This window comes from Curtobacterium sp. PhB190, from assembly GCF_004365385.1.
In the GTDB taxonomy this organism is placed as follows: Bacteria; Actinomycetota; Actinomycetes; order Actinomycetales; family Microbacteriaceae; genus Curtobacterium.
Window position 1 is genome coordinate 31,747 of the sequence record NZ_SODN01000003.1, and the last position, 20,956, is coordinate 52,702.

Sequence of the window (20,956 nt, forward strand, 5' to 3'; positions counted from 1 at the left end):
GGCGCCGTGGGCGCGTCGGGCGCCGCGGACGTCTGGGCGGGGATCGTCCAGGTCGCCACGCTCGTCCTGCTGCTCGTCGTCGCCTACCGGCCGCTCGGCGACTGGATGGCCCGGGTCTTCACACCCGTTCGGCACAACCGGGTCGAGCGGGGGGTCTACCGGCTGATCGGGGTCGACCCGGACGCCGAGCAGTCGTGGGCCGTGTACCTGCGCGGCGTGCTGCTCTTCAGCGTCGTCGGCCTCCTGCTCGTCTACCTGCTGCAGCGCATCCAGGTCGTGCTGCCCGGCGACCTCGGGCTCCCTGCCGTCGGCCCGTCGCTCGCGTTCAACACCGCGGCGTCGTTCGTCGCGAACACGAACTGGCAGTCCTACTCGCCCGAGGTCACCGTCGGGTACAGCGTGCAGATGGCCGGCCTCGCGGTGCAGAACTTCCTGTCCGCAGCCGTCGGCCTCGCCGTCGCCGTGGCACTGGTGCGCGGGTTCGCCCGCCGCAAGTCCGGCACGCTCGGCAACGTGTGGGTGGACGTCGTCCGCGGTGTCGGCCGACTGCTGCTGCCCGGGGCGTTCGTCTTCGCGATCGTGCTCGTCGCCGGCGGCGTCATCCAGTCGTGGGGGAGCGGCACCGACGTCACCACGCTGGTCGGTGGCACGCAGCACCTGCCGGACGGGTTCGTGGCGTCGCAGGAGGCGATCAAGGAACTCGGCACGAACGGCGGTGGCTACTTCAACGCCAACTCGGCGCACCCGTTCGAGAACCCGCAGGCGTGGACGAACCTGGTCGAGGTCTTCCTGATGCTCGTCATCCCGTTCTCGCTGCCGCGCACCTTCGGCCGGATGGTCGGCGACGACCGCCAGGGCTACGCGATCCTCGCCGTGATGGGCGCGATCTTCCTCGTGTCCCTGTCGGTGATGTCGATCGCCGAGCTCAGCGGTGGGGGGCTCGCCACACACGCAGCCGGTGCCGCGATGGAGGGCAAGGAGACCCGGTTCGGGATCCTCGGCACCACCCTGTTCGGCACGACGTCGACCGCGACCTCGACCGGTGCGGTGAACGGCATGTTCGACAGCTTCACGCCGATCGGCGGGATGATGGCGATGCTCAACATGATGCTCGGCGAGGTCACCCCCGGCGGTGTCGGTTCCGGTCTGTACGGCATGCTCGTGCTCGCCGTCATCACGGTGTTCATCGGCGGGCTGCTCGTCGGCCGGACCCCGGAGTACCTCGGCAAGAAGATCCGCGCCAAGGAGATGACCTTCGCGGCGCTGTACATCCTGGTGACGCCGACCCTCGTGCTCCTCGCCACCGGACTGTCCCTGGTCATCCCCGGCGTCCGCGAACAGGTACTCGGCACGTCGATCTTCAACCCCGGCAACCACGGGCTCTCCGAGCTGCTCTACGCCTTCACCTCGGGTGCGAACAACAACGGCTCGGCCTTCGGCGGGCTCACCGCGAACACCACGTGGATGAACTCCGCGCTCGGCGTCGTGATGCTGCTCGGGCGCTTCGTGCCGATGGTGTTCGTCCTGGCGCTCGCCGGGTCCCTCGCCGCCCAGGACCGCGTACCCGAGACCGCCGGCACGCTGCCCACCCACCGCCCGCTGTTCATCGGGCTGCTCGGCGGCGTCGCCGTCATCGTCACCGCACTCACCTACTTCCCGGTGCTCGCACTGGGCCCGCTCGCAGAAGGACTGTCATGACCGTGACCACCGAGCCGGAACCGCGCACCGCAGTGGAGCCGGCCACCCGCTCGTCCGCATTCGGACCCCGTCAACTGGTGGCGGGCCTCCCGGGAGCCCTGCGGAAACTCGATCCGCGACTGATGTGGCGGAACCCCGTCATGTTCATCGTCGAGGTCGGCGCAGCCCTGACGACGGCGGCCGCCGTCGTCGAGCCGTCCGCGTTCACCATCGCCATCGCGGTGTGGCTCTGGCTCACCGTCGTCTTCGCGAACCTGGCGGAGTCGGTCGCCGAGGGCCGTGGGAAAGCGCAGGCCGACACGCTGCGGAAGACCCGCTCGACCACGAGCGCCCGACGGGTGCTCGGCTACGACCCGGCCGACGCAGCGGCGATCGGCAACGAGACCGAGGAGGTCGCGTCGGTCGACCTGGCCAAGGGTGACGTGGTGGTCGTCGTCGCCGGCGAGGTGATCCCCGGTGACGGTGACGTCATCGACGGCATCGCGTCCGTCGACGAGTCGGCCGTCACGGGGGAGTCCGCACCGGTCATCCGCGAGTCCGGCGGCGACCGCAGTGCCGTCACCGGCGGCACCCGGGTGCTGTCCGACCGGATCATCGTGCGCATCACCTCGACCCCTGGTGAGACCTTCATCGACCGGATGATCCGCCTCGTCGAGGGTGCAGCCCGGCAGAAGACGCCCAACGAGATCGCGCTGAACATCCTGCTCGCCTCGCTGTCGATCGTCTTCGTGATCGTCTGCCTGACGATGCAGCCCATCGCGGGACTCGTCGGTGCCACGGTCAGCGTCCCCGTCCTGATCGCCCTGCTCGTCTGCCTCATCCCGACCACCATCGGCGCCCTGCTCTCCGCGATCGGCATCGCCGGCATGGACCGGCTCGTGCAGCACAACGTGCTCGCGATGTCGGGCCGCGCGGTCGAGGCCGCCGGCGACATCACCACCCTGCTGCTCGACAAGACCGGCACGATCACGTACGGCAACCGTCGGGCGTCCCGCGTGGTGCCGGTGCCGGGCGTGAGCGAGGCTTCGCTGATGGCGGCAGCAGCCCTGTCGAGCGCGGCAGACTCGACGCCCGAAGGCCGCTCGATCGTGTCGCTCGCTGCCGACGCCGGGGTGACGCCGGCACTGCCGGACGGTGCCGTCGAGGTGCCGTTCACGGCGCAGACGCGCATGTCCGGTCTGGACCTGCCGGACGGGTCGCAGATCCGAAAGGGTGCCGCTGCGGCCGTACTGGCCTGGGCAGACACCCCCGACGCCGGTTTGGTTGCCGCGATCGACTCCACCGTCGCGGAGATCTCCGACCAGGGCGGCACCCCACTGGTCGTCGGCCGCCGCTCCTCGGACGGCGCGGTCGCCCTGCTCGGCGTCGTGCACCTGAAGGACGTCGTCAAGGACGGCATGGCGTCACGGTTCGCCGAGCTCCGGTCGATGGGCATCCGCACGGTGATGATCACCGGTGACAACCCCCGAACCGCGGCCGCGATCGCGCACGAGGCCGGCGTCGACGACTTCCTGGCCGAGGCCACCCCGGAGGACAAGCTCGCGTACATCAAGCGCGAGCAGGAGGGCGGCAACCTCGTCGCGATGACCGGCGACGGCACCAACGACGCCCCGGCCCTGGCGCAGGCCGACGTCGGCGTCGCGATGAACACCGGCACGACGGCGGCGAAGGAGGCGGGCAACATGGTCGACCTCGACTCCGACCCGACCAAGCTCATCGACGTCGTCCGGATCGGCAAGCAGCTGCTCATCACCCGTGGTGCCCTGACCACCTTCTCCATCGCGAACGACGTCGCGAAGTACTTCGCGATCATCCCGGCGATGTTCCAGGCGGCGTTCCCCGGGCTCGCGGCGCTCAACATCATGGGGCTGCACAGCCCGTCGTCCGCGATCCTGTCCGCCGTCGTCTTCAACGCGCTCGTCATCGTGGCGCTCATCCCGCTGTCACTGCGCGGCGTCAAGTACCGCGCCGCCGCAGCGTCGTCGATCCTCGGCCGCAACCTGCTCGTCTACGGGCTCGGCGGCGTGATCGTCCCCTTCATCGGCATCAAACTGATCGACCTCGTGGTCGGTCTCATCCCGGGGTTCTAGTCATGGCATCTGCACGTTCCACCGTCCGTTCCGCTGGTGTGGCCATCCGCCTCACCCTGCTCGCCACCGTCGTGCTCGGCGTCGGCTACCCGCTCGCCGTCTGGGGCGTCGGCCAGGGGGTGTTCCACGAGCAGGCCAACGGCTCGGAGATCACCGATTCGTCCGGCGCCGTCGTCGGGTCCTCCCTCATCGGGCAGTCGTTCTCCGGCAAGCAGGCTGATCGCTGGTTCCAGTCGCGGCCCTCCGCAGCTGGCGAGGACGGCTACGACGCCGGGGCCTCGTCCGGCTCGAACCTCGGGCCGAACAACCCGGACCTGCTCAAGGCCGTCAAGGAGCGGCAGCAGGCGGTCGCGAAGGCCGACGGTGTGTCCGTGTCCGAGGTGCCGGCCGACGCCGTAACGGCCTCGGGCTCGGGTCTCGACCCGGACATCAGCCCGGCGTACGCGGCGCAGCAGGTGGCGCGTGTGGCTGCGGCGCGGGGGCTGTCCGAGGACCGCGTGCGTGCACTGGTGGTGCAGCACACCGAGTCGCGCCAGCTCGGGTTCCTCGGCGAGCCCGTCGTGAACGTGCTGGCCCTGAACCTCGCGCTGGCGAAGGCATCCTCGTGATCGATCGCGCCCCGCGGTGGTCATCGCGCCCCGACTCACCGGGGCGCGATGACCACTTGGGGGCGCGATCCCGCCCTGCGCCCGGCTTCGCGCCCGCTGCGGAACTCGACGCGAGAGGATGAGCACGTGAAGCGCGGCAAGCTACGGGTCCTGCTCGGTGCCGCACCGGGCGTCGGCAAGACGTTCACCATGCTCGAGGAGGGCCGCCGGCTGCTCGACGAGGGCCGGGACGTCGTCGTCGCCGTGGTCGAGACGCACGAACGGGCCGCCACCGCCGCGCTCGTCGACGGTCTGGAGGTCGTGCCGCGCCGCACCGTGGACCACCGCGGCGTGGAGCTCGACGACCTGGACTTCGCCGCGGTGCTCCGGCGAGCGCCCGAGGTCGCCCTCGTCGACGAACTCGCGCACACGAACGCTCCCGGCAGTGCGAACGAGAAGCGCTGGCAGGACGTCGAGGCGCTGCGAGCCGCCGGCATCGACGTCATCTCGACGGTCAACGTCCAGCACATGCAGTCCCTCGGCGACGTGGTCCGCGAGATCACGGGCACCGTGCAGCGGGAGACCGTCCCCGACGCCGTGGTGCGCGCGGCCGACCAGATCGAGGTCGTCGACCTGGCACCGGCCGCCTTGCGCGAGCGGCTCTCCGACGGGCTCGTGTACCCGGCTGCCCGGATCGATGCGGCCCTGTCGAACTACTTCCGGCTCGGGAACCTGACGGCGTTGCGCGAGATCGCGCTGCTCTGGCTGGCGGACGAGGTCGACGACGCGCTCAAGGCCTACCGCGCCGAGCACGGCATCGAGCACCGGTGGGAGACCCGGGAGCGCGTGCTGGTCGCCCTGACCGGCGGCCCCGAGGGCGAGACCCTCCTGCGCCGCGGTGCCCGCATCGCTGCCCGCAGTGCCGGGGGTGAACTCGCGGCCGTGCACGTGACGACGAACGACGGCCTGCGCGAGCGCCACCCGGGGGCGCTCGGTGCCCAACGCACCCTGCTCGAACAGCTCGGCGGGACGTACCACCAGGTGGTCGGCGACGACGTGCCGTCGACCCTCGTGCGGTTCGCGCGGTCGATCGACGCGACCCAGATCGTCATCGGCGTCAGCCGTCGCAGTCGGCTCGCCGCGGCCCTGACCGGCCCGGGCATCGGCAACACGGTGATCCGGGAGTCGGGCGACATCGACGTGCACGTCGTCACGCACGAGCGCGCCGGTGGTGGCTTCGCCCTGCCGAAGCTCGGCGGCAGTCTGTCGCGCGGACGGGTCCTCGCCGCGTTCGTGCTCTCGGTCCTCGTCGGGCCCCTGCTCACCTGGGTCCTGTCGATCGGCAGCGACCCCGACGCCATCACCGTGGACGTCCTGGCGTACCAGTTGCTGGTGCTCGTCGTGGCGCTCGTCGGCGGGATGTGGCCGGCGGTGTTCACGGCGGTGCTGTCCGGACTGAGCCTCGACTTCTTCTTCGTGCAACCCCTGCACATGGTCACGGTGCAGCAGCCGTGGCACCTCTTCGCTCTCGTCATGTACGTCATCAGTGCCGTACTCGTCAGCTTCGTGGTCGACCGGTCCGCCAGACGTTCGCGTGCTGCCCGTCGCGCCGCGGCGGAGTCGGGTCTGCTGATGGGGATCGCCGGCAGCGTCCTCCGCGGCGACGACGCCCTGCAGGCCCTGCTCGACCGCACCCGCGAGGCCTTCGGATTCGCCGGCGTCCGGATCCGGCAGGGGAACGAGGAGCCGGCCACGTCGGGGACGTTCGGCGAATCGCCGGACGCGTCCACGAGCCTCCCGTCCGGTGCCGTGCTCGAGTTCGCGGGCGCTCCGGACGACCCGACCCAGCGCCGGTTGCTGCGCGTCGTCGAGCAGCAGCTCGACGCCGCGGTCGAACACCGCTCGTTGACGCGCACCGCGCTGGACGCGGAGCGGATCGCGGCGGCGGACCGCGTCCGCAGCGCGATCCTCGCGGCCGTCGGCCACGACGTGCGTCGGCCGATCGCGGCCGCCTCGGCCGCCGTCCAGTCGTTGCGTGCGCTGGACGTCGACCTGTCCAGGGCCGACCGGGAGGCACTGCTCGCGACCGCCGACGAGAGCCTCGGTCAGCTGGCGGTGCTGTTGGCAGACCTGCTGGACGTCAGTCGTGTGCAGGCGGGTGTGCTCGCGGTCGCGTCGGGGCCGCTGGCCCTCGACACCGTGGTCGCACCGGCGCTCGACGAGCTCGAGCTCGGGCCCGACGACGTCGACCTCGACCTGCCGGCGGACCTGCCGCCGGTGCTCGCCGACCTCGTCCTGCTGCAGCGGGTCGTCGTGAACCTGCTCGCGAACGCCGTCCGCTACGCACCCGACGGCACCCGCGTGCGCGTCGCGGCGAGCGCCTTCGGAGGCGGGGTCGAGCTCCGGATCGCCGACCACGGTCCGGGTATCCCGTCGGACCGGGTCGACGAGGTCTTCCAGCCGTTCCAGCGGCTCGGCGACACCGACAACGAGACGGGCCTCGGGCTCGGGCTCGCACTCGCGCGGGGCTTCACCGAGGGCATGGGTGGCACGATCGAGGTCGACGACACCCCGGGTGGTGGGCTCACCGTCGTGGTGCGGCTGCCGATCGCCGGGCACGTGGGAGTGGAGCTCCGGTGAAGGTCCTGATCGCGGACGACGACGCGCAACTCGTCCGAGCGCTCACCGTCACGCTCGCCGCCCGCGGGTACGAGGTCGTGACGGCGAAGGACGGGCGCGCGGCGATCGACGCCGTCATCACCGAACGGCCCGACCTGGTGCTGCTCGACCTGGGCATGCCCCGGCTCGACGGCATCGGGGTGCTCGAGGGCATCCGGGGGTGGTCGCAGGTGCCGGTGCTCGTGCTGTCCGGCCGGACCGACTCGTCCGACAAGGTCGACGCACTCGACGCCGGCGCGGACGACTACGTGACGAAGCCGTTCCAGATGGACGAGCTGCTGGCGCGGTTGCGAGCCCTCGGACGACGCCGTGCCCCGGCCGGCGTCGACAGCGCGCCGACGATCCGGATCGGCGACCTCGTCGTGGACCTCGTCGCGAAGCAGGTCACCCCGGCCAGCGGTCCCGCGATCCGGCTGACCCCGACGGAGTGGCGCCTGCTCGAGGTGCTCGTCACGAACCCCGACCGGCTGATGACCCGCGAGATGCTCCTGACCGAGGTGTGGGGGCCGTCGCACGGCAACGACTCCGGGTACCTGCGGCTGTACATGGCGCAGCTGCGGCGGAAGCTCGAGCCCGACTCGGCGACCCCGCGGTACCTGGTGACCGAGTCCGGCATGGGCTACCGCTTCAGCCCCTCCGGGGTCACGCCCGGGAACTGAAGGCGGCGAGCTCGGCACGGGTGCGGGCCCCGTGCTTCCGGAGCAGGTTCGCCACGTGGTACTTCACGGTGTTGACGCTGATGCCCAGGCCCTCGGCGATCTCGCGATTGCCGACGCCCGTCGCGAGCAGCCGCAGCACGTCGCGCTCCCGCGGGGTGAGGCCGTCGTCCGCGACCGACTCCACCTCGGCCGGCGACGGGTCGAGGGGCAGCGAGATGTCGAGGACCGAGCCCCAGTCCGGCGTGCTCGACACCTGGACGCGGCCGTCGAGGGTGACGACCCGTTCTGCGATCGGCCGCATGGCGTCGTCGTGCACGTCGAGGGTGCCGGAGCCGTCGTCGCGGAGCTGCATGAGCAGGTTCCGGCCGTCGCAGTCCCACTGGATGCGGACCCGCTTGGCCGCACCACCGTCGACCAGGGCGAGCACGGCGGTCCGGACGATGGCGCGGGCCGCGTGGGCGACGTCGCCCGGCAGTGCGCGGCCGGTGGTCGGCGGCTCGACGAACTGCACGTCGAGGTCGCCGAACCGGACGAGCGGGCGCAGGTCGGCTCGGAGGCGCGAGAACGCCCCGGTGACCGGCTCCAGCAGGGTGCTGCGCTGGTGGTCGGTCTCGGTGCGCAGGTCGACGAGTGCTGCCGACGCGATCTCGACGGCCTCGGCCCGCGCGGCGGCGTCCGACACCCGTGGTGACCGGAGCACGGCGAGCACGGACTCGAGGGTGAGCGCCTGACGGTCCGCCTGCTCGGCGACGGTCCGGGCGTGCTCCGAGGCGGCGAGCCGACTGGCGGGCTCGCCACGGGCCTCCCGGTCGGGTGCGATGGCGTCCATGGGAGCCGAACCTACCTGTCCCACCCGTGCGGACGGGGCCACCCGATCGGGTGGGATGCCTGCCGACGCGGGTAGCGGTGCGGCGGGCCGCGCGACGGCATGCTCGTGGACATGGCAGAACCCACCGTCCCCGCAGCGTTCGACGTGATCGTGCGCGAGGTCACCGACCTCGCCGCGAACGTCGACGACGCGTCGGCCGAGCGCGCCCTCGACCTGATCGACCGCTCCCACCGTGTCTTCGTGCACGGTGCCGGCCGTTCCGGACTCGCACTGCGCATGACCGCGATGCGGCTCATGCACCTCGGTCGCGACGTCCACGTCGTCGGCGAGGTCACCACGCCCGCGATCCGGCCCGGGGACGTGCTCCTCGTCGCGAGCGGTTCCGGCACGACCACCGGCATCCTGCAGGCCGCCCGTACCGCGCACGACGTCGGCGCGTCCGTCGTCGCCCTGTCGACCACCGACGACTCCCCGTTGTCCGAGGTCGCGGACGTCACCCTCGTGCTGCCGGCAGCGACGAAGACCGACCGCTCCGGCACGGCCTCGGCGCAGTACGCCGGCAGCCTCTTCGAGCAGGCCGTCGCCCTGGTCGGCGACGCCCTGTTCCACACGCTCTGGTCCCGCGGCGGGCAGTCCGCCGACGACCTCTGGCCCCGACACGCAAACCTCGAATGAAAGGCATCCACATGCAGCTCCAGTTCGCCATGGACACCCTGACCACCGAAGCCGCCCTCGAACTCGCCGCCGCGGCCGCGCCGCACGTCGACGTCCTCGAGCTCGGCACGCCCCTGATCAAGAGCGCCGGCCTGTCCGCCGTCACCGCGATCAAGGAAGCCCACCCGGACAAGATCGTCTTCGCCGACCTCAAGACGATGGACGCCGGCGAGCTCGAGGCCGACATCGCGTTCTCGGCGGGCGCCGACCTGGTCACCGTCCTCGGTGTCGCCGGTGACTCGACCATCGTCGGCGCCGTCAAGGCCGCGAAGAAGCACGGCAAGGGCATCGTCGTCGACCTGATCGGCGTCTCCGACAAGGCCGCCCGTGCCCGCGAGGTCGTCGCGCTCGGCGCCGAGTTCGTCGAGGTGCACGCCGGGCTCGACGAGCAGGCCGAAGAGGGCTTCACCTTCTCGACGCTGCTCGACGCCGGCAAGGAGTCGGGTGTGCCGTTCTCGATCGCCGGCGGCGTGAACGCATCGTCGGTGGCCTCGGTGCAGGAGGCCGGTGCCCGCATCGCCGTCGCCGGCAGCGCGATCTACAGCGCGTCGGACGTCGGCGCAGCAGCCGCCGAGATCCGCGCCGCGATCACGGCGTAGCGCCCGCGGCGCCCGCGCCGCGATGGTGAGCAGAAATGGTCGAGTGCGCATCACGCACCCGACCATTTCTGCTCACCGAGGGACCTCCGCCGGTACCGTCGAGGCGTGACGATCGAGCTGCGCCGGGTGACCGCGGACGATTGGCGCGTCTGGCGACCCGTCCGGCTGCGAGCGCTCGCCGACTCCCCGCACGCGTTCGGCTCGACGCTGCAGGACTGGGCGGACGCCCCCGAGCACCGCTGGCGGACACGCCTGTCGATCCCCGGTGCGCTCGACCTGCTGGCGGTCGCCGCCGAGGGCGACGTCGTCGGGATGGCGAGCGGTGTCCCGGGCGCCGCCGCCGGTGCGCCAGCCCAACTCATCTCGATGTGGGTCGACCCCGCAGCCCGGGGCCGAGGCGTCGCACGTGCCCTGATCGAGGCGATCGCGGAGTGGGCAGCGGCCTCCGGTGGCAGGGCGCTCGAACTCTCCGTGATGCCCGGCAACACCGTCGCCCGGCACACCTACGAACGCGCCGGGTTCACCGCACTCGACGAACCGGGCGATCCCCTGCCCGACGGTCGGAACGAGGTGCTGATGCGTCGTACGGTGGTCGCATGAACCGAGTACTGCGGTGGACCGCGTGGATCGTCGCCGTGCTGCTGGTGGTCGTGGTGGTGTTCCTCGTCTGGGCGCACATCGTCATGCAGGGCACCCGGAGCGCTGCGCTGCAGGTCTGGCGCGACGACCGTGTGTCGGTCCAGGATGCCGGTGACTCCGTGGTGATGACGCCCACGGGGCAGGCCGACGGCAAGGGCATCGTGTTCATCCCGGGTGCGAAGGTCGATCCGTACGCGTACATGGCGACCTTCCGGCAGGTGGTCGCGAACGGCACGACGGTCGTCATCACGAAGCCGACGCTCAACCTCGCGTTCTTCGACACCCGGCCGCTCTCGACCTTCGAGGCGCACGCGCCGGACGTCGCGACCTGGGCGGTCGGCGGGCACTCGCTGGGCGGGGTCCGTGCCTGCCAGCTCGCGCAGGACGCGGACGGCCTGCTGCTGCTCGGCAGCTACTGCGCGAACGACATCAGCAGCTCGTACATCGACGTGCTGAGCGTCTCGGGCTCGCGTGACGGGCTCTCGACCCCCGACAAGGTCGACGCGGCCCGGCACCTGTTGCCGTCGACCGCGACGATGACCGAGGTCCAGGGTTCGAACCACGCCGACTTCGGCGCCTACGGGGACCAGCCGGGCGACCGCACGGCGACCATCAGCCGCGAGGCCGCCCGCGAGCAGATCTCCTCGGCGATCGAGGAATGGGCGCGCGACCTGCCGCCGGCCCCTGGCCTGCGCTGACGGCGCGGTCTGAACACGCGTGCTGGAGCGGTCCTAGACTCGACGAGAGCAACGTCCACGAACCCCGTTCCCTGAAGGGCTGCAGATGACGACGCCGACCCGGCGCACACCCGCGCGACTCGCGGACACGCGAGCGCTCCTGTTCGACCTGGACGGTGTCCTCACCCCCACCGCCGACGTGCACATGCGCGCCTGGAGCCGGCTCTTCACGCCGTACCTCGAAGCGCACGGGGTCGCGCCGTACACACAGGCCGACTACTTCGCGTACATCGACGGCAAGCCGCGGTACGACGGCGTGCGGTCGCTCCTCGAGTCGCGGGGGATCGACCTGCCGCAGGGCACCCCGGACGACGGCCCGGACGACGACACCGTGTGCGGTCTCGGCAACCGGAAGAACGCCGAGTTCACCGCCGAGCTGGACGAACACGGCGTCGAGCCGTACCCCGGCTCGCTCCGGTTCCTCACCGCCGCGATCGACGCCGGCTTCCACGTCGCGGTCGTCTCGAGCTCCGCGAACGCCGTCTCGGTGCTGCGGACCGCCGGCATCCTCGACCGGTTCACCGTCGTGGTCGACGGGCTCGTCGCCCGCCAGGACGGCCTGGCGGGCAAGCCCGCCCCCGACACCTACCTGGACGCCGCCGGGCGCTTCGGACTGACCGCCGCCGAGTGCGTCGTGGTCGAGGACGCCACCAGTGGTGTCGAAGCCGGCCGGAACGGGGCCTTCGGGCTCGTCGTCGGGGTCGACCGCGGAGCGGGCGCCGACGCGCTGCGTGAACACGGCGCCGACGTCGTCGTGACGGACCTCGCCGACCTGGTCGCGGACCTTCCCCACGCGACCACCAGCACGACGTAGCCAGCGCGCCGGAGGCGAGCCGCGCCTCCCGGTCGAACCGACGTCCCCACGCCACCCTCCCTTCCCACGGAGCACCATGAACCCCATCACCTCGGACCCGCTCGACCGCGTCCGGTACCCGATCGACGAGTGGGCACTCGTCGAGACCGAGTACACCCCCGACCAGCAGGGCGTCGCCGAGACGAACTTCGCCGTCGGCAACGGGTACCTCGGCCTGCGCGGCAACCTCGACGAGGGCCGCGGCGGTGTGCAGTACGGCACGTACATCAACGGGTTCCACGAGACCTGGCCGATCCGGCACGCCGAAGACGCCTTCGGGTTCGCCAAGACCGGCCAGACGATCATCAACGCGCCCGACGCCAAGGTGATCCGGCTCTACGTCGACGACGAACCCCTCGTGCTGGCCGAGGCGGACATCCTCCACCACACGCGGCGCCTCGAGTTCCGCGGCGGCTACCTGTTCCGCGAGACCGAGTGGTCGACGCCCTCCGGCAAGCGCGTGCTGATCCGGTCCCGCCGCCTGGTGTCGTTCACCGATCGGCACCTCGCCGTCATCGACTACGAGGTCACCGTGCTCGACGCGGACGCCTCGATCCTGCTGTCCAGCCAGATCCTGAACCGCCAGGACGTGCAGGACGAGTACCACGCCGGGATGCGGGCGGCCGCGAACGCCTTCGACCCGCGCAAGGCCGAGGCCTTCACCGACCGGGTGCTCGAACCGAAGCTCAAGCGCAGCACCGGTGCCCGCTCACTGCTCGGGTACCAGGCGTCGAGCTCCGGCATGACCATCTGCGTCGGTGTGGAGCACCACCTCGAGACCGAGAACAGCTGGGACGAGTCGTCGTCGATCGACGATGACCTGGCGAAGCACGTCTACCGCGTCCAGGCGCGTGCCGGGCAGCCGATCCGACTCGTCAAGCACGTGGTGTACCACACCTCCCGCGGTGTCCCGGTGCGCGAACTCGCCGACCGCTGCGACCGCACGCTCGACCGGGCGCACGCCGAGAACATCGACGAGACGTTCGAGAAGCAGCGCGTCTGGCTCGACGACTACTGGGCACGCAGCGACGTCGAGATCGCCGGGCAGCCGGAGATCCAGCAGGCCGTCCGGTGGAACCTGTTCATGCTCGCGCAGGCCACGGCCCGCACCGACGGGCACGGCATCGCCGCCAAGGGCGTCACGGGCTCCGGCTACGGCGGGCACTACTTCTGGGACATGGAGATCTACGTCCTGCCGTTCCTGTCGTACACGGCGCCGATCGTCGCCCGGAACGCGCTGCGGTTCCGCTACAACATGCTCGACGCCGCACGCTCGCGGGCACGCGAGCTGAACCAGCGGGGTGCCCTGTTCCCCTGGCGCACGATCAACGGCGAGGAGTCGAGCGCGTACTACGCCGCCGGCACCGCGCAGTACCACATCGACGCCGACATCGCCCATGCCCTGATGCAGTACGTGCGGGCGTCCGGTGACACCGAGTTCCTGAAGCGCGGGGCGATCGACGTGCTCGTCGAGACCGCTCGGCTGTGGGCCGACCTCGGCTTCTGGCGCTCCAACGGCGACAAGAAGTTCCACATCGACGGCGTCACCGGGCCCGACGAGTACACGACCGTCGTCGACGACAACCTCTACACGAACGTCATGGCGCGGGCGAACCTGTGGTTCGCGGTGAACGCGTGCCGCGAACTCGCGGCCGACGACGTCGAAGAGTACGACCGGATGGTGCGCCGCACCGGTCTGCGCCCCGACGAGCTCGTCGAGTGGGAGCACGCAGCCGAGTCGATGGAGATCCCCTTCGACCCGCACCGTGGCATCCACCCGCAGGACGCCCAGTTCCTCGACAAGGAACTCTGGGACCTCGAGAACACCCCCGAGTCCAAGCGTCCGCTGCTGCTCCACTACCACCCGCTGGTCATCTACCGGTTCCAGGTGCTCAAGCAGGCAGACGTCGTGCTCGCGCTGTTCCTGCAGGGGCACGAGTTCACCGCGGCCGAGAAGCGCCGCGACTTCGACTACTACGACGCGCTCACCACGGGCGACTCGACGCTGTCGGCGGTCGTGCAGTCGATCATGGCGGCCGAGGTCGGGTACCACGACCTCGCCGACCAGTACTTCCAGACGGCGCTCTACGTCGACCTGGCCGACCTGCACGGCAACACCTCGGACGGCGTGCACATCGCGTCGACCGGTGGCATCTGGGGTGCGCTCGTCAACGGGTTCGGCGGTATGCGCGACCACGGCGGCCGGATGACGTTCAACCCGCGACTGCCGCGGCACTGGGACTCGTTGACCTACCGTCTGACCGTGCGCGGGTCGCGGGTCCGGGTCGACCTCGGGCAGGACGCCATGACCTTCACGGTCGAGACGGGTTCGGGCTTCACCGCCTGGGTGCACAACCAGCAGTGGGACATCGAGGCCGGCGAGCCGACCGTCGTGCCGTTGCCGCACCAGGGGCCGCGTATGTCCGGGCACGCACCGACCACGAGCGACATCCAGGGCACGCTCCGCGCTGACGGCTCCGTGATCACGGCGTCGATCCCGACGATCTCGCTCCAGCGCGACTTCGACGTGGACGAGACGACCGCGTAGGGCGTCACGCCGGCTGTCGGCAGGGGCCCGCTCGACCCGGTCAGCTCGCGACGAGCTCGACCTTGAAGCGTTCGGCGTCCTCCAGGAAGGCAGCACGGTGGTCTGGACCGCCGGCGTACGGGTGCCGGTCCTCGTAGAGGCGGGTCCAGCCGTGCGCCGGTGCGTCCGTCCACAGCTGCTCGACCTGTCCGGCGTCGCCGGCGTGGAACGCGAGGTGGCTCAGCCCGGGCCGTCGGCGGTCGTGCGCGCCGTCGAGCGGTGCGGCCTCGAGCACGACGTAGACGTCACCGAGTCGCCAGCTCCGGCCCGCTGGCCACTCCTGGAACGGCGTGTACCCGAGCTCGCCGAGCAGCCAGTCCCACGCCCTGCTCGCCGTGTCGAGGTGGGCGGTGCGGAGCTCGACGTGGTGCAGGGCTCCCCGGGTCACAGGAGCTTCCGGAGCGTGTTCGTGTTGCGCGTCGTGGTCGTGCGCTTGAAGCGTGCTGCTCCGGCCCGCTTCGCGAACGCGGTGTCCGTGCTCGACCCCTTCGGGCACGACCAGTACACGACCCCGTCACCCCGGGCGACCTGCTCGACCGTGGTGTCGAGCACGAGGTCGGCGAGCAGCGCGTCGAGGGCGTCGTCGTCGGAGCCGAACACCACGTAGTCGTGCCGATCGTCGGCCCGGTCGAACGGGAACCCCTCGACGATGCCTTCGAGGCCGTCGTGCCGGACGAGCACGATCCACGCGTCGTAGCCGAAGCGGTCACGGAGTGCCTGCTCGATCGTGGCCTTCAGGGTCGGCGCGTCGGCGTCCGTCCCGAACACCACGTTGCCGGATGCGAGCACCGTGCGGACGTCGTCGAAGCCGAGTCCACGGAGCAGTTCCGCGAGCTCGGCGTTCTTGATCGTGATGCCGTTGACGTTCACTCCGCGCAGCAGCGCGATCCACTTCGCCATGCCGGAACCGTAGCGCGGTGGCGGCCGTCTCAGCCGATCGACTACACAAGAAGCATTGCGCAAGAGTTCTTGTGCATCTATCGTCAGAGCATGACCGTGCGCAGACTCGACGACGCCGCCCACATGCGTGCCCTCGCCCACCCGACCCGACTGCGGATCGTCGGGCTCCTGCGTTCCGGTGGACCGCAGACTGCGGCGATGCTCGGCGACGAGATCGACGAGGCACCCGGCACGATCAGCTACCACTGCAAGCGCCTGGCCGACGCGGACTTCATCGAGCCGGCGCCGGAGCTCGGTTCGGACCGGCGGGAGCGGTGGTGGCGTGCGACTGCGGACCACACGTCGTGGGACCTCGCCGATGCGTTCGACGACCCGGAACGGATGCTCGCCACGACGGCACTCGACCACACCGTCGCCGATGCGTACGCGGCCGAGTACGGGCGGTTCATCGACCAGGCGCCGGTGCTCGGCCGTGAGTGGGTCGCGGCGTCGACCAGCTCCGACGAGGTGCTGCGACTGACCGCCGAGGAGCTCACCGGCCTCGGCGCCGAACTGCGTGCCGTCGTCGAGCGATGGACGGCCGTGAGTGACGCGCACACGCCGGGTGACGGGTCGGAGCGCGTCATCGCCGTCACGCAGAGCTACCGGATGGGGCGACCGTGAACGCCCGGGCACGGTTGCGGGCGCTGCTCGCGGTCCAGGTCGTCTCGCGGACCGGCAACGTCGTCACGACCGTGGCCGTGCCCTTCGCCGTCCTGGCCCGGGGCGGCTCGGCGACGGACGTCGGGATCGCCGCCTTCGCCGCGACGGTGCCGATCGTCCTCGGCGGCCCGTTCGGCGGGGCGCTCGTCGAGCGGGTCGGGTTCGTCCGTTCGAGTGTGGCGTCGGACCTCGTCAGCGGTGCGACCCTCCTGGCGATGCCGATCCTCGCCTGGACGGTGGGTCTGCCGTTCTGGGCACTCCTGGCGCTCGTGTTCGTGAGCGGCCTGTTCGACCTGCCCGGGGAGTCCGCACGCCGGGTCCTGCTCCCGGGGCTCGCACGATCGGCCGGCGTCCCGCTGGAGCGCGCGGTCGGTCACTTCGAGGCGTCCCAGCGACTCTCGGTGCTCATCGGCGCGCCGCTCGGCGGGGTGCTCGTCGCGGCTGCCGGACCGATGGCCGCCCTCGTCTGCACCGCGGTGGCGTTCAGTACCGCAGCGCTGCTCGCTGCGGTACTGGTCCGGCCAGCGGGCGACGACGCAGCGGGCGACGACGCAGCGGGTGCGAGCGCTGATGCGGCTCCGACCAGCGGGTACTGGCGGGACATCGCCGAGGGCTTCCGGTTCTGCGTCCGCGACCCGTTCTTCCGGCTCGTGATCGCCCTCGTGCTGATCACGAACCTGCTCGACGCGGCCCGGTCGACGACGTTGCTCCCGCTCTACGCCGCCGACACACTCGGCGGGGCGCAGGCACTGGGCTTCGTGACCGGGACCTTCGGCGGTGCGGCGTTCCTCGGGTCGGTGGCCTTCGGGTACGTCGCACACCGCGTCCCCCGTCGGATCACGTTCGTCGTGTGCTTCGTGCTCGCCGGTGGGCCCTCGCTCCTGGTGCCGGCGCTCGGCCTCGGGCTGCCGTGGATGCTCGCTGCCTCGGCGCTGTCGGGCCTCGCCGCCGGCGCACTCAACCCGATCCTCGGTGCGGTCGAGCTCGAGCGCATCCCGGTGCACATGCGGGCCCGGGTGTTCGGGCTGCTCGGAGCCGGGTCCTGGGCGGGCATCCCGCTCGGCGGACTGCTCGCCGGGTTCGCGGCCGAGGGTGTCGGTGCGCAGGCGACGTTCGGAGCGGTCGTCGTGCTCTACACCGTCGTGACGCTCGCGCCGCTGACGGGTGGCGCCTGGCGTCTCATGGAACGACCGGCTCCGGAGCGGGCGCCGGTCGAGCGCGTGACGACGTAGTCCGCATCCGGGGTGGCGCTCACGTCCACGTCCGCGCGACGCCCCAGCCGCTGCCCTCGGGCACGATGTCGACCACCAGCGTGTCCCCGTCGTCGGCCGTGGCCTGGAAACGCCAGCCGACCGTGCGCTCGGGTGCGTGGGTGATGGCGGTCGGCAGCTCGGCCCGCGTCACGGTCAGACGGGTCGGGGTGTCGCTCACCCGCCAGCGGCGCCCGCCCCAGACCAGCCGGCTCGGTGCGCCCTCGGCCCACCACACCGTGGCGGCCGTCTCCGTGATCATCATCGGGTCTCCTCGTTCGAACGTGTGTTCGAATGCTAGGTCGCAATCGGACGGCGAGCAACTGCGGGTTGTGTTCAGAACGCGTTCTGAATACGCTGGATCCATGACCCTGACCGCCCCTCCTCGCTCGCGTCGTGCCGTCCAGTCGTCTGACCTCTCCCGCCATTCGAGAGAAGTGTTCGCTGCAGCTGAAGAAGAGCCGCTCGAAGTCACGCGGCGCGATGGAAAAGCGCTCGTGCTCACCACGAAGGAACGCTCGGACGACGACGACGCGGTCCTCGAGATCGCTGCGCAGTTGATCGCTGCGGTGACCGTCAACGAGGGGCTGCCGCTCCACGATCGACTCGCCATCCCCTACCCGTGGATCAAGCTCCTGAGTCGAGACGACCAGCAGCGATTTGCCCGCGAGATCGTCGACGTGGCTCGTGGATCGTTCTCGCTCAGGCAGCCGCGGGCCTTGCTCGTCGAGATGCAGGCGTGGCGCAGCAGTGCCGAGGCGATCGCGGCGGGCTGGAGCACCGGCGACCCCGAACTCCTCGAGCACCCGATCGTCCTCGACGCGCCGTGAAGCCGTGGTCAGTCGCGGCACCGGTGTCCCCCGTCCGGTACGGACGACGGAGTTCACGGTCGTCCTGGGTACGCGCTCGGCAGAACACGGCTGGCGAGACGTCCTGGCGACACAGCGGAACGCAGTCGTGTCAGCCTGGGAGCGGTTGACCAGCGATCCCTTGTCCGAGGACCTGGCCTGCCATGCGCTCCGCGGTGCGCTCGGCGTCGTCCGGCACTCGGGTCGCGAATGGACACGTCGGCAACTCGAACTGAAGTGGGGAGCGCGGATCTGGTTCACGGTGGACGAGGCGGATCGAGTCGTCTGCATCACAGACGTCCACACGCGCCATCCCAACCAGACGAAGTGACTGCGCCTGACCTCGGATGCCCTCGTGTAGACGGGGAGCATGACGAACGACGATCAGGGCCCCGACGAACATCACAAGGTCCCCGCGCGGGTCTCCGACGCCACGGTCGAGGCACTCGGCACACTGTCGGCAGCGGTCGAGGTCATCGAGCACGCCCGCGGCCTGCTCTACGGCTTCCACCGCCTGACGGGCACCGCCGACCTGAACCTCGGCGAAGCCGTCGAGCAGCTCCGGGAGGCCGGCCACACCGAACTCGCCGACCGCATCGACACCGAGCTCGTGGGTCGCAACGTCATCGCCGGCCGCTGGACGTTCCAGGTCGTCGAGGACTACGACGACGGGTACTACGCCCTGGCGAAGGAGCTGGAGCGCACTGCGCGGGACGAGCTCGTGCAGGGGCGCCGCCACCTGTTCGAGGCGGGCATGAAGGAGGACCGGCGGTCCGGCGGTCGACGCCACCACGAGGCGACGCCGGGCGACCTGCCGGACTGAGCACGGGCCTCCCGGCCGGCCCGAACGCGAAAGCGACAGTTCTCCGCGGATGTTTCGCGGACAACTGTCGCTTTCGTGGACCACCCTCGGACGGCCCCACAGGAACTGTCGCTCTTGCAGACCCGCCCCGGCCCGGCCCGGCCAGCCCCCCCCCCGGCCTCAGCCGACGCCGAGCAGCGCCTCCAGCGGCCCTCGTGCGAAGTACAGCAGGAAGCCCGCGGCGACGACGTAGAGCAGCCACGACACCTCGCGGCCCCGGCCGGACAGCAGCTTGATGAGGACCCAGCTGATGAAGCCCACGCCGATGCCGTTCGCGATCGAGTAGGTCAGCGGCATGACGACGATCGTCAGGAACGCGGGCAGGGCCGACCCGAAGTCCGTCCAGGAGATGTCCGCGACCTGCGCCACCATCAGGGCACCGACGACGACGAGTCCGGCGGCGGCGACCTCGAGCGGGACGACCTGCGTGAGCGGGGTGAGGAACATCGACGCCAGGAACAGCAGGCCGGTGACGACCGACGCCATGCCGGTGCGTGCGCCCTCGCCGATGCCGGCGGCGGAGTCGATGAAGACGGTGTTCGACGACACCGAGGCGCCGCCGCCGGCGATCGCGCCGACGCCCTCGACGACGAGCGCCGACTTCAGGCGGGGGAACGTGCCGTCGGGCTTCGCGACGCCGGCGGCCTTCGCCAGGCCGGTCATGGTGCCCATCGCGTCGAAGAAGTTCGTGAACACGAGGGTGAAGACGAGCATCGACGCCGCCAACGGCCCGATGCGGCTGAACGCACCGAACAGGTCGGCGTGGCCGACGAGCGACAGGTCGGGGAACGCGAAGAGCGCACTCGGCAGGCCGGGGGCGTTGAGGTTCCAGCCGGTCTTCGAGTCGACCGAGGTCGGCACCTGGAAGATCGCCTGCAGGATGATCGCGATGATCGTCGTGGCGACGATCCCGATGAGCAGGGCGCCCTTGACCTTGCGGGCCATGAGCGTGCCGATGATGACGAGGCCGATCAGGAACACGATGGTCGGCAGAGCGCCGACGGAGCCGTCCTCACCGAGCTGCAGGGGCGGCGACGCGAGCCCGGACGAGCGCACGAAGCCCGAGTCGACGAGGCCGATGAAGGCGATGAACAGGCCGATGCCGACGGTGATCGCTGCCTTCAGCTGCGCCGGGACGGCGGTGAAGATCATCGTCCGGATCCCCGTCAACGCCAGGACCACGATGATCACGCCGTTGATGACGACGAGTCCCATCGCCTCGGCCCAGGTGACCTGCTGCACGACGCTGACGGCCAGGAACGAGTTGATCCCGAGGCCCGCGGCGATGCCGAACGGCAGGTTCGCGATGACGCCCATGGCGATGGTCATCAGGCCGGCGACGAGGCCGGTCGCGGCGGCGACCTGCGCGTTCTCGAGCCAGCCGCCGGAGACGTCCTTGGCGGCTTGGTCGGCGCTGAACCCACCGAGGATCAGCGGGTTGAGGATGACGATGTACGCCATCGTCACGAACGAGACGAGTCCGCCTCGCACCTCGCGCGGGATCGTGGATCCGCGCTTCGTGATGGAGAAGTATCGATCGAGGCCGGTCGCGAAGCGGTTCCGGGGTGGGGTGTCGGTCTTCGTGGCGCTCACCGAGCAAGTTTAAAGCCTGCTGGGTTTCCGGCATGTCACAGGATCCTCACAGGGCGCGCAGGGTGCGCCGATGTCCGACCGGGAGGCCCGACCCGCGTGATCGGGGGACGTCACGCCGTGCGCCGGCTCG

At 70.9% G+C, this 20,956-nt stretch carries 20 protein-coding genes; 15 read left to right on the forward strand and 5 right to left on the reverse strand.

Annotated elements, in window-relative coordinates; genetic code table 11:
- Positions 1-6: 6 nt before the first annotated feature.
- The 5 genes from kdpA (at position 7) to EDF47_RS05460 (ending at position 7,713) form a co-directional block, all read left to right on the forward strand.
- Positions 7-1,698 carry a potassium-transporting ATPase subunit KdpA gene (gene kdpA / locus EDF47_RS05440; protein WP_132099162.1) on the forward strand — a complete coding sequence of 564 codons (1,692 nt, stop codon included), beginning with the start codon at positions 7-9 and terminating at the stop codon, positions 1,696-1,698.
- Entirely contained in the window at positions 1,695-3,788 is a 2,094-nt protein-coding gene (gene kdpB / locus EDF47_RS05445) for a potassium-transporting ATPase subunit KdpB (RefSeq protein ID WP_133937405.1), read from the forward strand. Before kdpA ends, kdpB begins: the two co-directional genes overlap by 4 nt.
- A gap of 2 nt (positions 3,789-3,790) precedes the next feature.
- Entirely contained in the window at positions 3,791-4,396 is a 606-nt protein-coding gene (gene kdpC / locus EDF47_RS05450) for a potassium-transporting ATPase subunit KdpC (protein ID WP_132099160.1), read from the forward strand.
- 126 nt (positions 4,397-4,522) lie between these two features.
- On the forward strand, positions 4,523-7,015 hold the full coding sequence (locus tag EDF47_RS05455) for an ATP-binding protein (protein WP_133937404.1): 2,493 nt from the start codon (positions 4,523-4,525) through the stop codon (positions 7,013-7,015).
- Positions 7,012-7,713 carry a response regulator transcription factor gene (locus tag EDF47_RS05460; RefSeq protein ID WP_131877734.1) on the forward strand — a complete coding sequence of 234 codons (702 nt, stop codon included), beginning with the start codon at positions 7,012-7,014 and terminating at the stop codon, positions 7,711-7,713. The genes EDF47_RS05455 and EDF47_RS05460 overlap by 4 nt, the downstream gene beginning before the upstream one ends.
- Here the strand turns inward: EDF47_RS05460 and EDF47_RS05465 are convergent.
- Positions 7,697-8,542 carry a LuxR C-terminal-related transcriptional regulator gene (locus tag EDF47_RS05465; protein ID WP_133937402.1) on the reverse strand — a complete coding sequence of 282 codons (846 nt, stop codon included), beginning with the start codon at positions 8,540-8,542 and terminating at the stop codon, positions 7,697-7,699. The genes EDF47_RS05460 and EDF47_RS05465 overlap by 17 nt on opposite strands.
- A gap of 111 nt (positions 8,543-8,653) precedes the next feature.
- Here EDF47_RS05465 and hxlB point away from each other — a divergent pair, with 111 nt between their 5' ends.
- From hxlB to EDF47_RS05495, 6 genes are all read left to right on the forward strand, one after another.
- Positions 8,654-9,217 (forward strand): 6-phospho-3-hexuloisomerase, encoded by a 564-nt coding sequence (hxlB, locus tag EDF47_RS05470; protein WP_131877732.1) that lies wholly within the window; start codon positions 8,654-8,656, stop codon positions 9,215-9,217.
- A gap of 11 nt (positions 9,218-9,228) precedes the next feature.
- Positions 9,229-9,855 (forward strand): 3-hexulose-6-phosphate synthase, encoded by a 627-nt coding sequence (gene hxlA / locus EDF47_RS05475; RefSeq protein ID WP_111083537.1) that lies wholly within the window; start codon positions 9,229-9,231, stop codon positions 9,853-9,855.
- A gap of 105 nt (positions 9,856-9,960) precedes the next feature.
- Positions 9,961-10,455, forward strand: coding sequence for a GNAT family N-acetyltransferase (locus EDF47_RS05480; RefSeq protein WP_133937400.1), 495 nt, complete (start codon positions 9,961-9,963; stop codon positions 10,453-10,455).
- Positions 10,452-11,192 (forward strand): alpha/beta hydrolase, encoded by a 741-nt coding sequence (locus EDF47_RS05485; protein ID WP_123339425.1) that lies wholly within the window; start codon positions 10,452-10,454, stop codon positions 11,190-11,192. The genes EDF47_RS05480 and EDF47_RS05485 overlap by 4 nt, the downstream gene beginning before the upstream one ends.
- 85 nt (positions 11,193-11,277) lie before the next feature.
- Positions 11,278-12,045, forward strand: coding sequence for an HAD-IA family hydrolase (locus tag EDF47_RS05490; protein ID WP_111083533.1), 768 nt, complete (start codon positions 11,278-11,280; stop codon positions 12,043-12,045).
- 76 nt (positions 12,046-12,121) lie between these two features.
- Positions 12,122-14,632, forward strand: coding sequence for a glycosyl hydrolase family 65 protein (locus tag EDF47_RS05495; RefSeq protein ID WP_123293055.1), 2,511 nt, complete (start codon positions 12,122-12,124; stop codon positions 14,630-14,632).
- Between the two features lie 40 nt (positions 14,633-14,672).
- On the opposite strand, the gene EDF47_RS05500 is transcribed toward EDF47_RS05495, so the two are convergent.
- Positions 14,673-15,059 (reverse strand): VOC family protein, encoded by a 387-nt coding sequence (locus EDF47_RS05500; protein WP_131920984.1) that lies wholly within the window; start codon positions 15,057-15,059, stop codon positions 14,673-14,675.
- Positions 15,056-15,571, reverse strand: a complete 516-nt coding sequence (locus tag EDF47_RS05505; protein ID WP_133937398.1) for a DUF1697 domain-containing protein — start codon at positions 15,569-15,571, stop codon at positions 15,056-15,058. Before EDF47_RS05505 ends, EDF47_RS05500 begins: the two co-directional genes overlap by 4 nt.
- A 90-nt stretch (positions 15,572-15,661) precedes the next feature.
- On the opposite strand from EDF47_RS05505, the gene EDF47_RS05510 reads away from it, so the two are divergent.
- Both EDF47_RS05510 and EDF47_RS05515 read left to right on the forward strand, forming a co-directional pair.
- Positions 15,662-16,234 carry a helix-turn-helix domain-containing protein gene (locus EDF47_RS05510; protein WP_123671389.1) on the forward strand — a complete coding sequence of 191 codons (573 nt, stop codon included), beginning with the start codon at positions 15,662-15,664 and terminating at the stop codon, positions 16,232-16,234.
- On the forward strand, positions 16,231-17,505 hold the full coding sequence (locus tag EDF47_RS05515; RefSeq protein ID WP_133937396.1) for an MFS transporter: 1,275 nt from the start codon (positions 16,231-16,233) through the stop codon (positions 17,503-17,505). Before EDF47_RS05510 ends, EDF47_RS05515 begins: the two co-directional genes overlap by 4 nt.
- 19 nt (positions 17,506-17,524) lie before the next feature.
- Here the strand turns inward: EDF47_RS05515 and EDF47_RS05520 are convergent, their stop codons facing one another.
- Entirely contained in the window at positions 17,525-17,785 is a 261-nt protein-coding gene (locus tag EDF47_RS05520) for a hypothetical protein (protein WP_133937394.1), read from the reverse strand.
- A 103-nt stretch (positions 17,786-17,888) separates the two neighbouring features.
- Here EDF47_RS05520 and EDF47_RS05525 point away from each other — a divergent pair, with 103 nt between their 5' ends.
- Both EDF47_RS05525 and EDF47_RS05535 read left to right on the forward strand, forming a co-directional pair.
- Entirely contained in the window at positions 17,889-18,353 is a 465-nt protein-coding gene (locus EDF47_RS05525) for a prevent-host-death protein (protein ID WP_131845912.1), read from the forward strand.
- A 388-nt stretch (positions 18,354-18,741) separates the two neighbouring features.
- Positions 18,742-19,194 carry a hypothetical protein gene (locus EDF47_RS05535; protein WP_133937390.1) on the forward strand — a complete coding sequence of 151 codons (453 nt, stop codon included), beginning with the start codon at positions 18,742-18,744 and terminating at the stop codon, positions 19,192-19,194.
- A gap of 159 nt (positions 19,195-19,353) precedes the next feature.
- On the opposite strand, the gene EDF47_RS05540 is transcribed toward EDF47_RS05535, so the two are convergent.
- Complete coding sequence (locus tag EDF47_RS05540; protein ID WP_123293062.1) at positions 19,354-20,826, reverse strand: NCS2 family permease; 1,473 nt, start codon at positions 20,824-20,826, stop codon at positions 19,354-19,356.
- Positions 20,827-20,956: the final 130 nt, after the last annotated feature.

Bases quoted from the DNA above. Each gene is read 5' to 3' on its own strand.
- kdpB (WP_133937405.1), top strand. From the start codon at position 1,695: ATGACCGTGACCACCGAGCCGGAACCGCGCACCGCAGTGGAGCCGGCC.
- kdpC (WP_132099160.1), top strand. From the start codon at position 3,791: ATGGCATCTGCACGTTCCACCGTCCGTTCCGCTGGTGTGGCCATCCGC.
- EDF47_RS05465 (WP_133937402.1), bottom strand. From the start codon at position 8,542: ATGGACGCCATCGCACCCGACCGGGAGGCCCGTGGCGAGCCCGCCAGT.
- hxlB (WP_131877732.1), top strand. From the start codon at position 8,654: ATGGCAGAACCCACCGTCCCCGCAGCGTTCGACGTGATCGTGCGCGAG.
- hxlA (WP_111083537.1), top strand. From the start codon at position 9,229: ATGCAGCTCCAGTTCGCCATGGACACCCTGACCACCGAAGCCGCCCTC.
- EDF47_RS05485 (WP_123339425.1), top strand. From the start codon at position 10,452: ATGAACCGAGTACTGCGGTGGACCGCGTGGATCGTCGCCGTGCTGCTG.
- EDF47_RS05490 (WP_111083533.1), top strand. From the start codon at position 11,278: ATGACGACGCCGACCCGGCGCACACCCGCGCGACTCGCGGACACGCGA.
- EDF47_RS05495 (WP_123293055.1), top strand. From the start codon at position 12,122: ATGAACCCCATCACCTCGGACCCGCTCGACCGCGTCCGGTACCCGATC.
- EDF47_RS05505 (WP_133937398.1), bottom strand. From the start codon at position 15,571: ATGGCGAAGTGGATCGCGCTGCTGCGCGGAGTGAACGTCAACGGCATC.
- EDF47_RS05510 (WP_123671389.1), top strand. From the start codon at position 15,662: ATGACCGTGCGCAGACTCGACGACGCCGCCCACATGCGTGCCCTCGCC.
- EDF47_RS05520 (WP_133937394.1), bottom strand. From the start codon at position 17,785: ATGATCACGGAGACGGCCGCCACGGTGTGGTGGGCCGAGGGCGCACCG.
- EDF47_RS05525 (WP_131845912.1), top strand. From the start codon at position 17,889: ATGACCCTGACCGCCCCTCCTCGCTCGCGTCGTGCCGTCCAGTCGTCT.
- EDF47_RS05535 (WP_133937390.1), top strand. From the start codon at position 18,742: ATGACGAACGACGATCAGGGCCCCGACGAACATCACAAGGTCCCCGCG.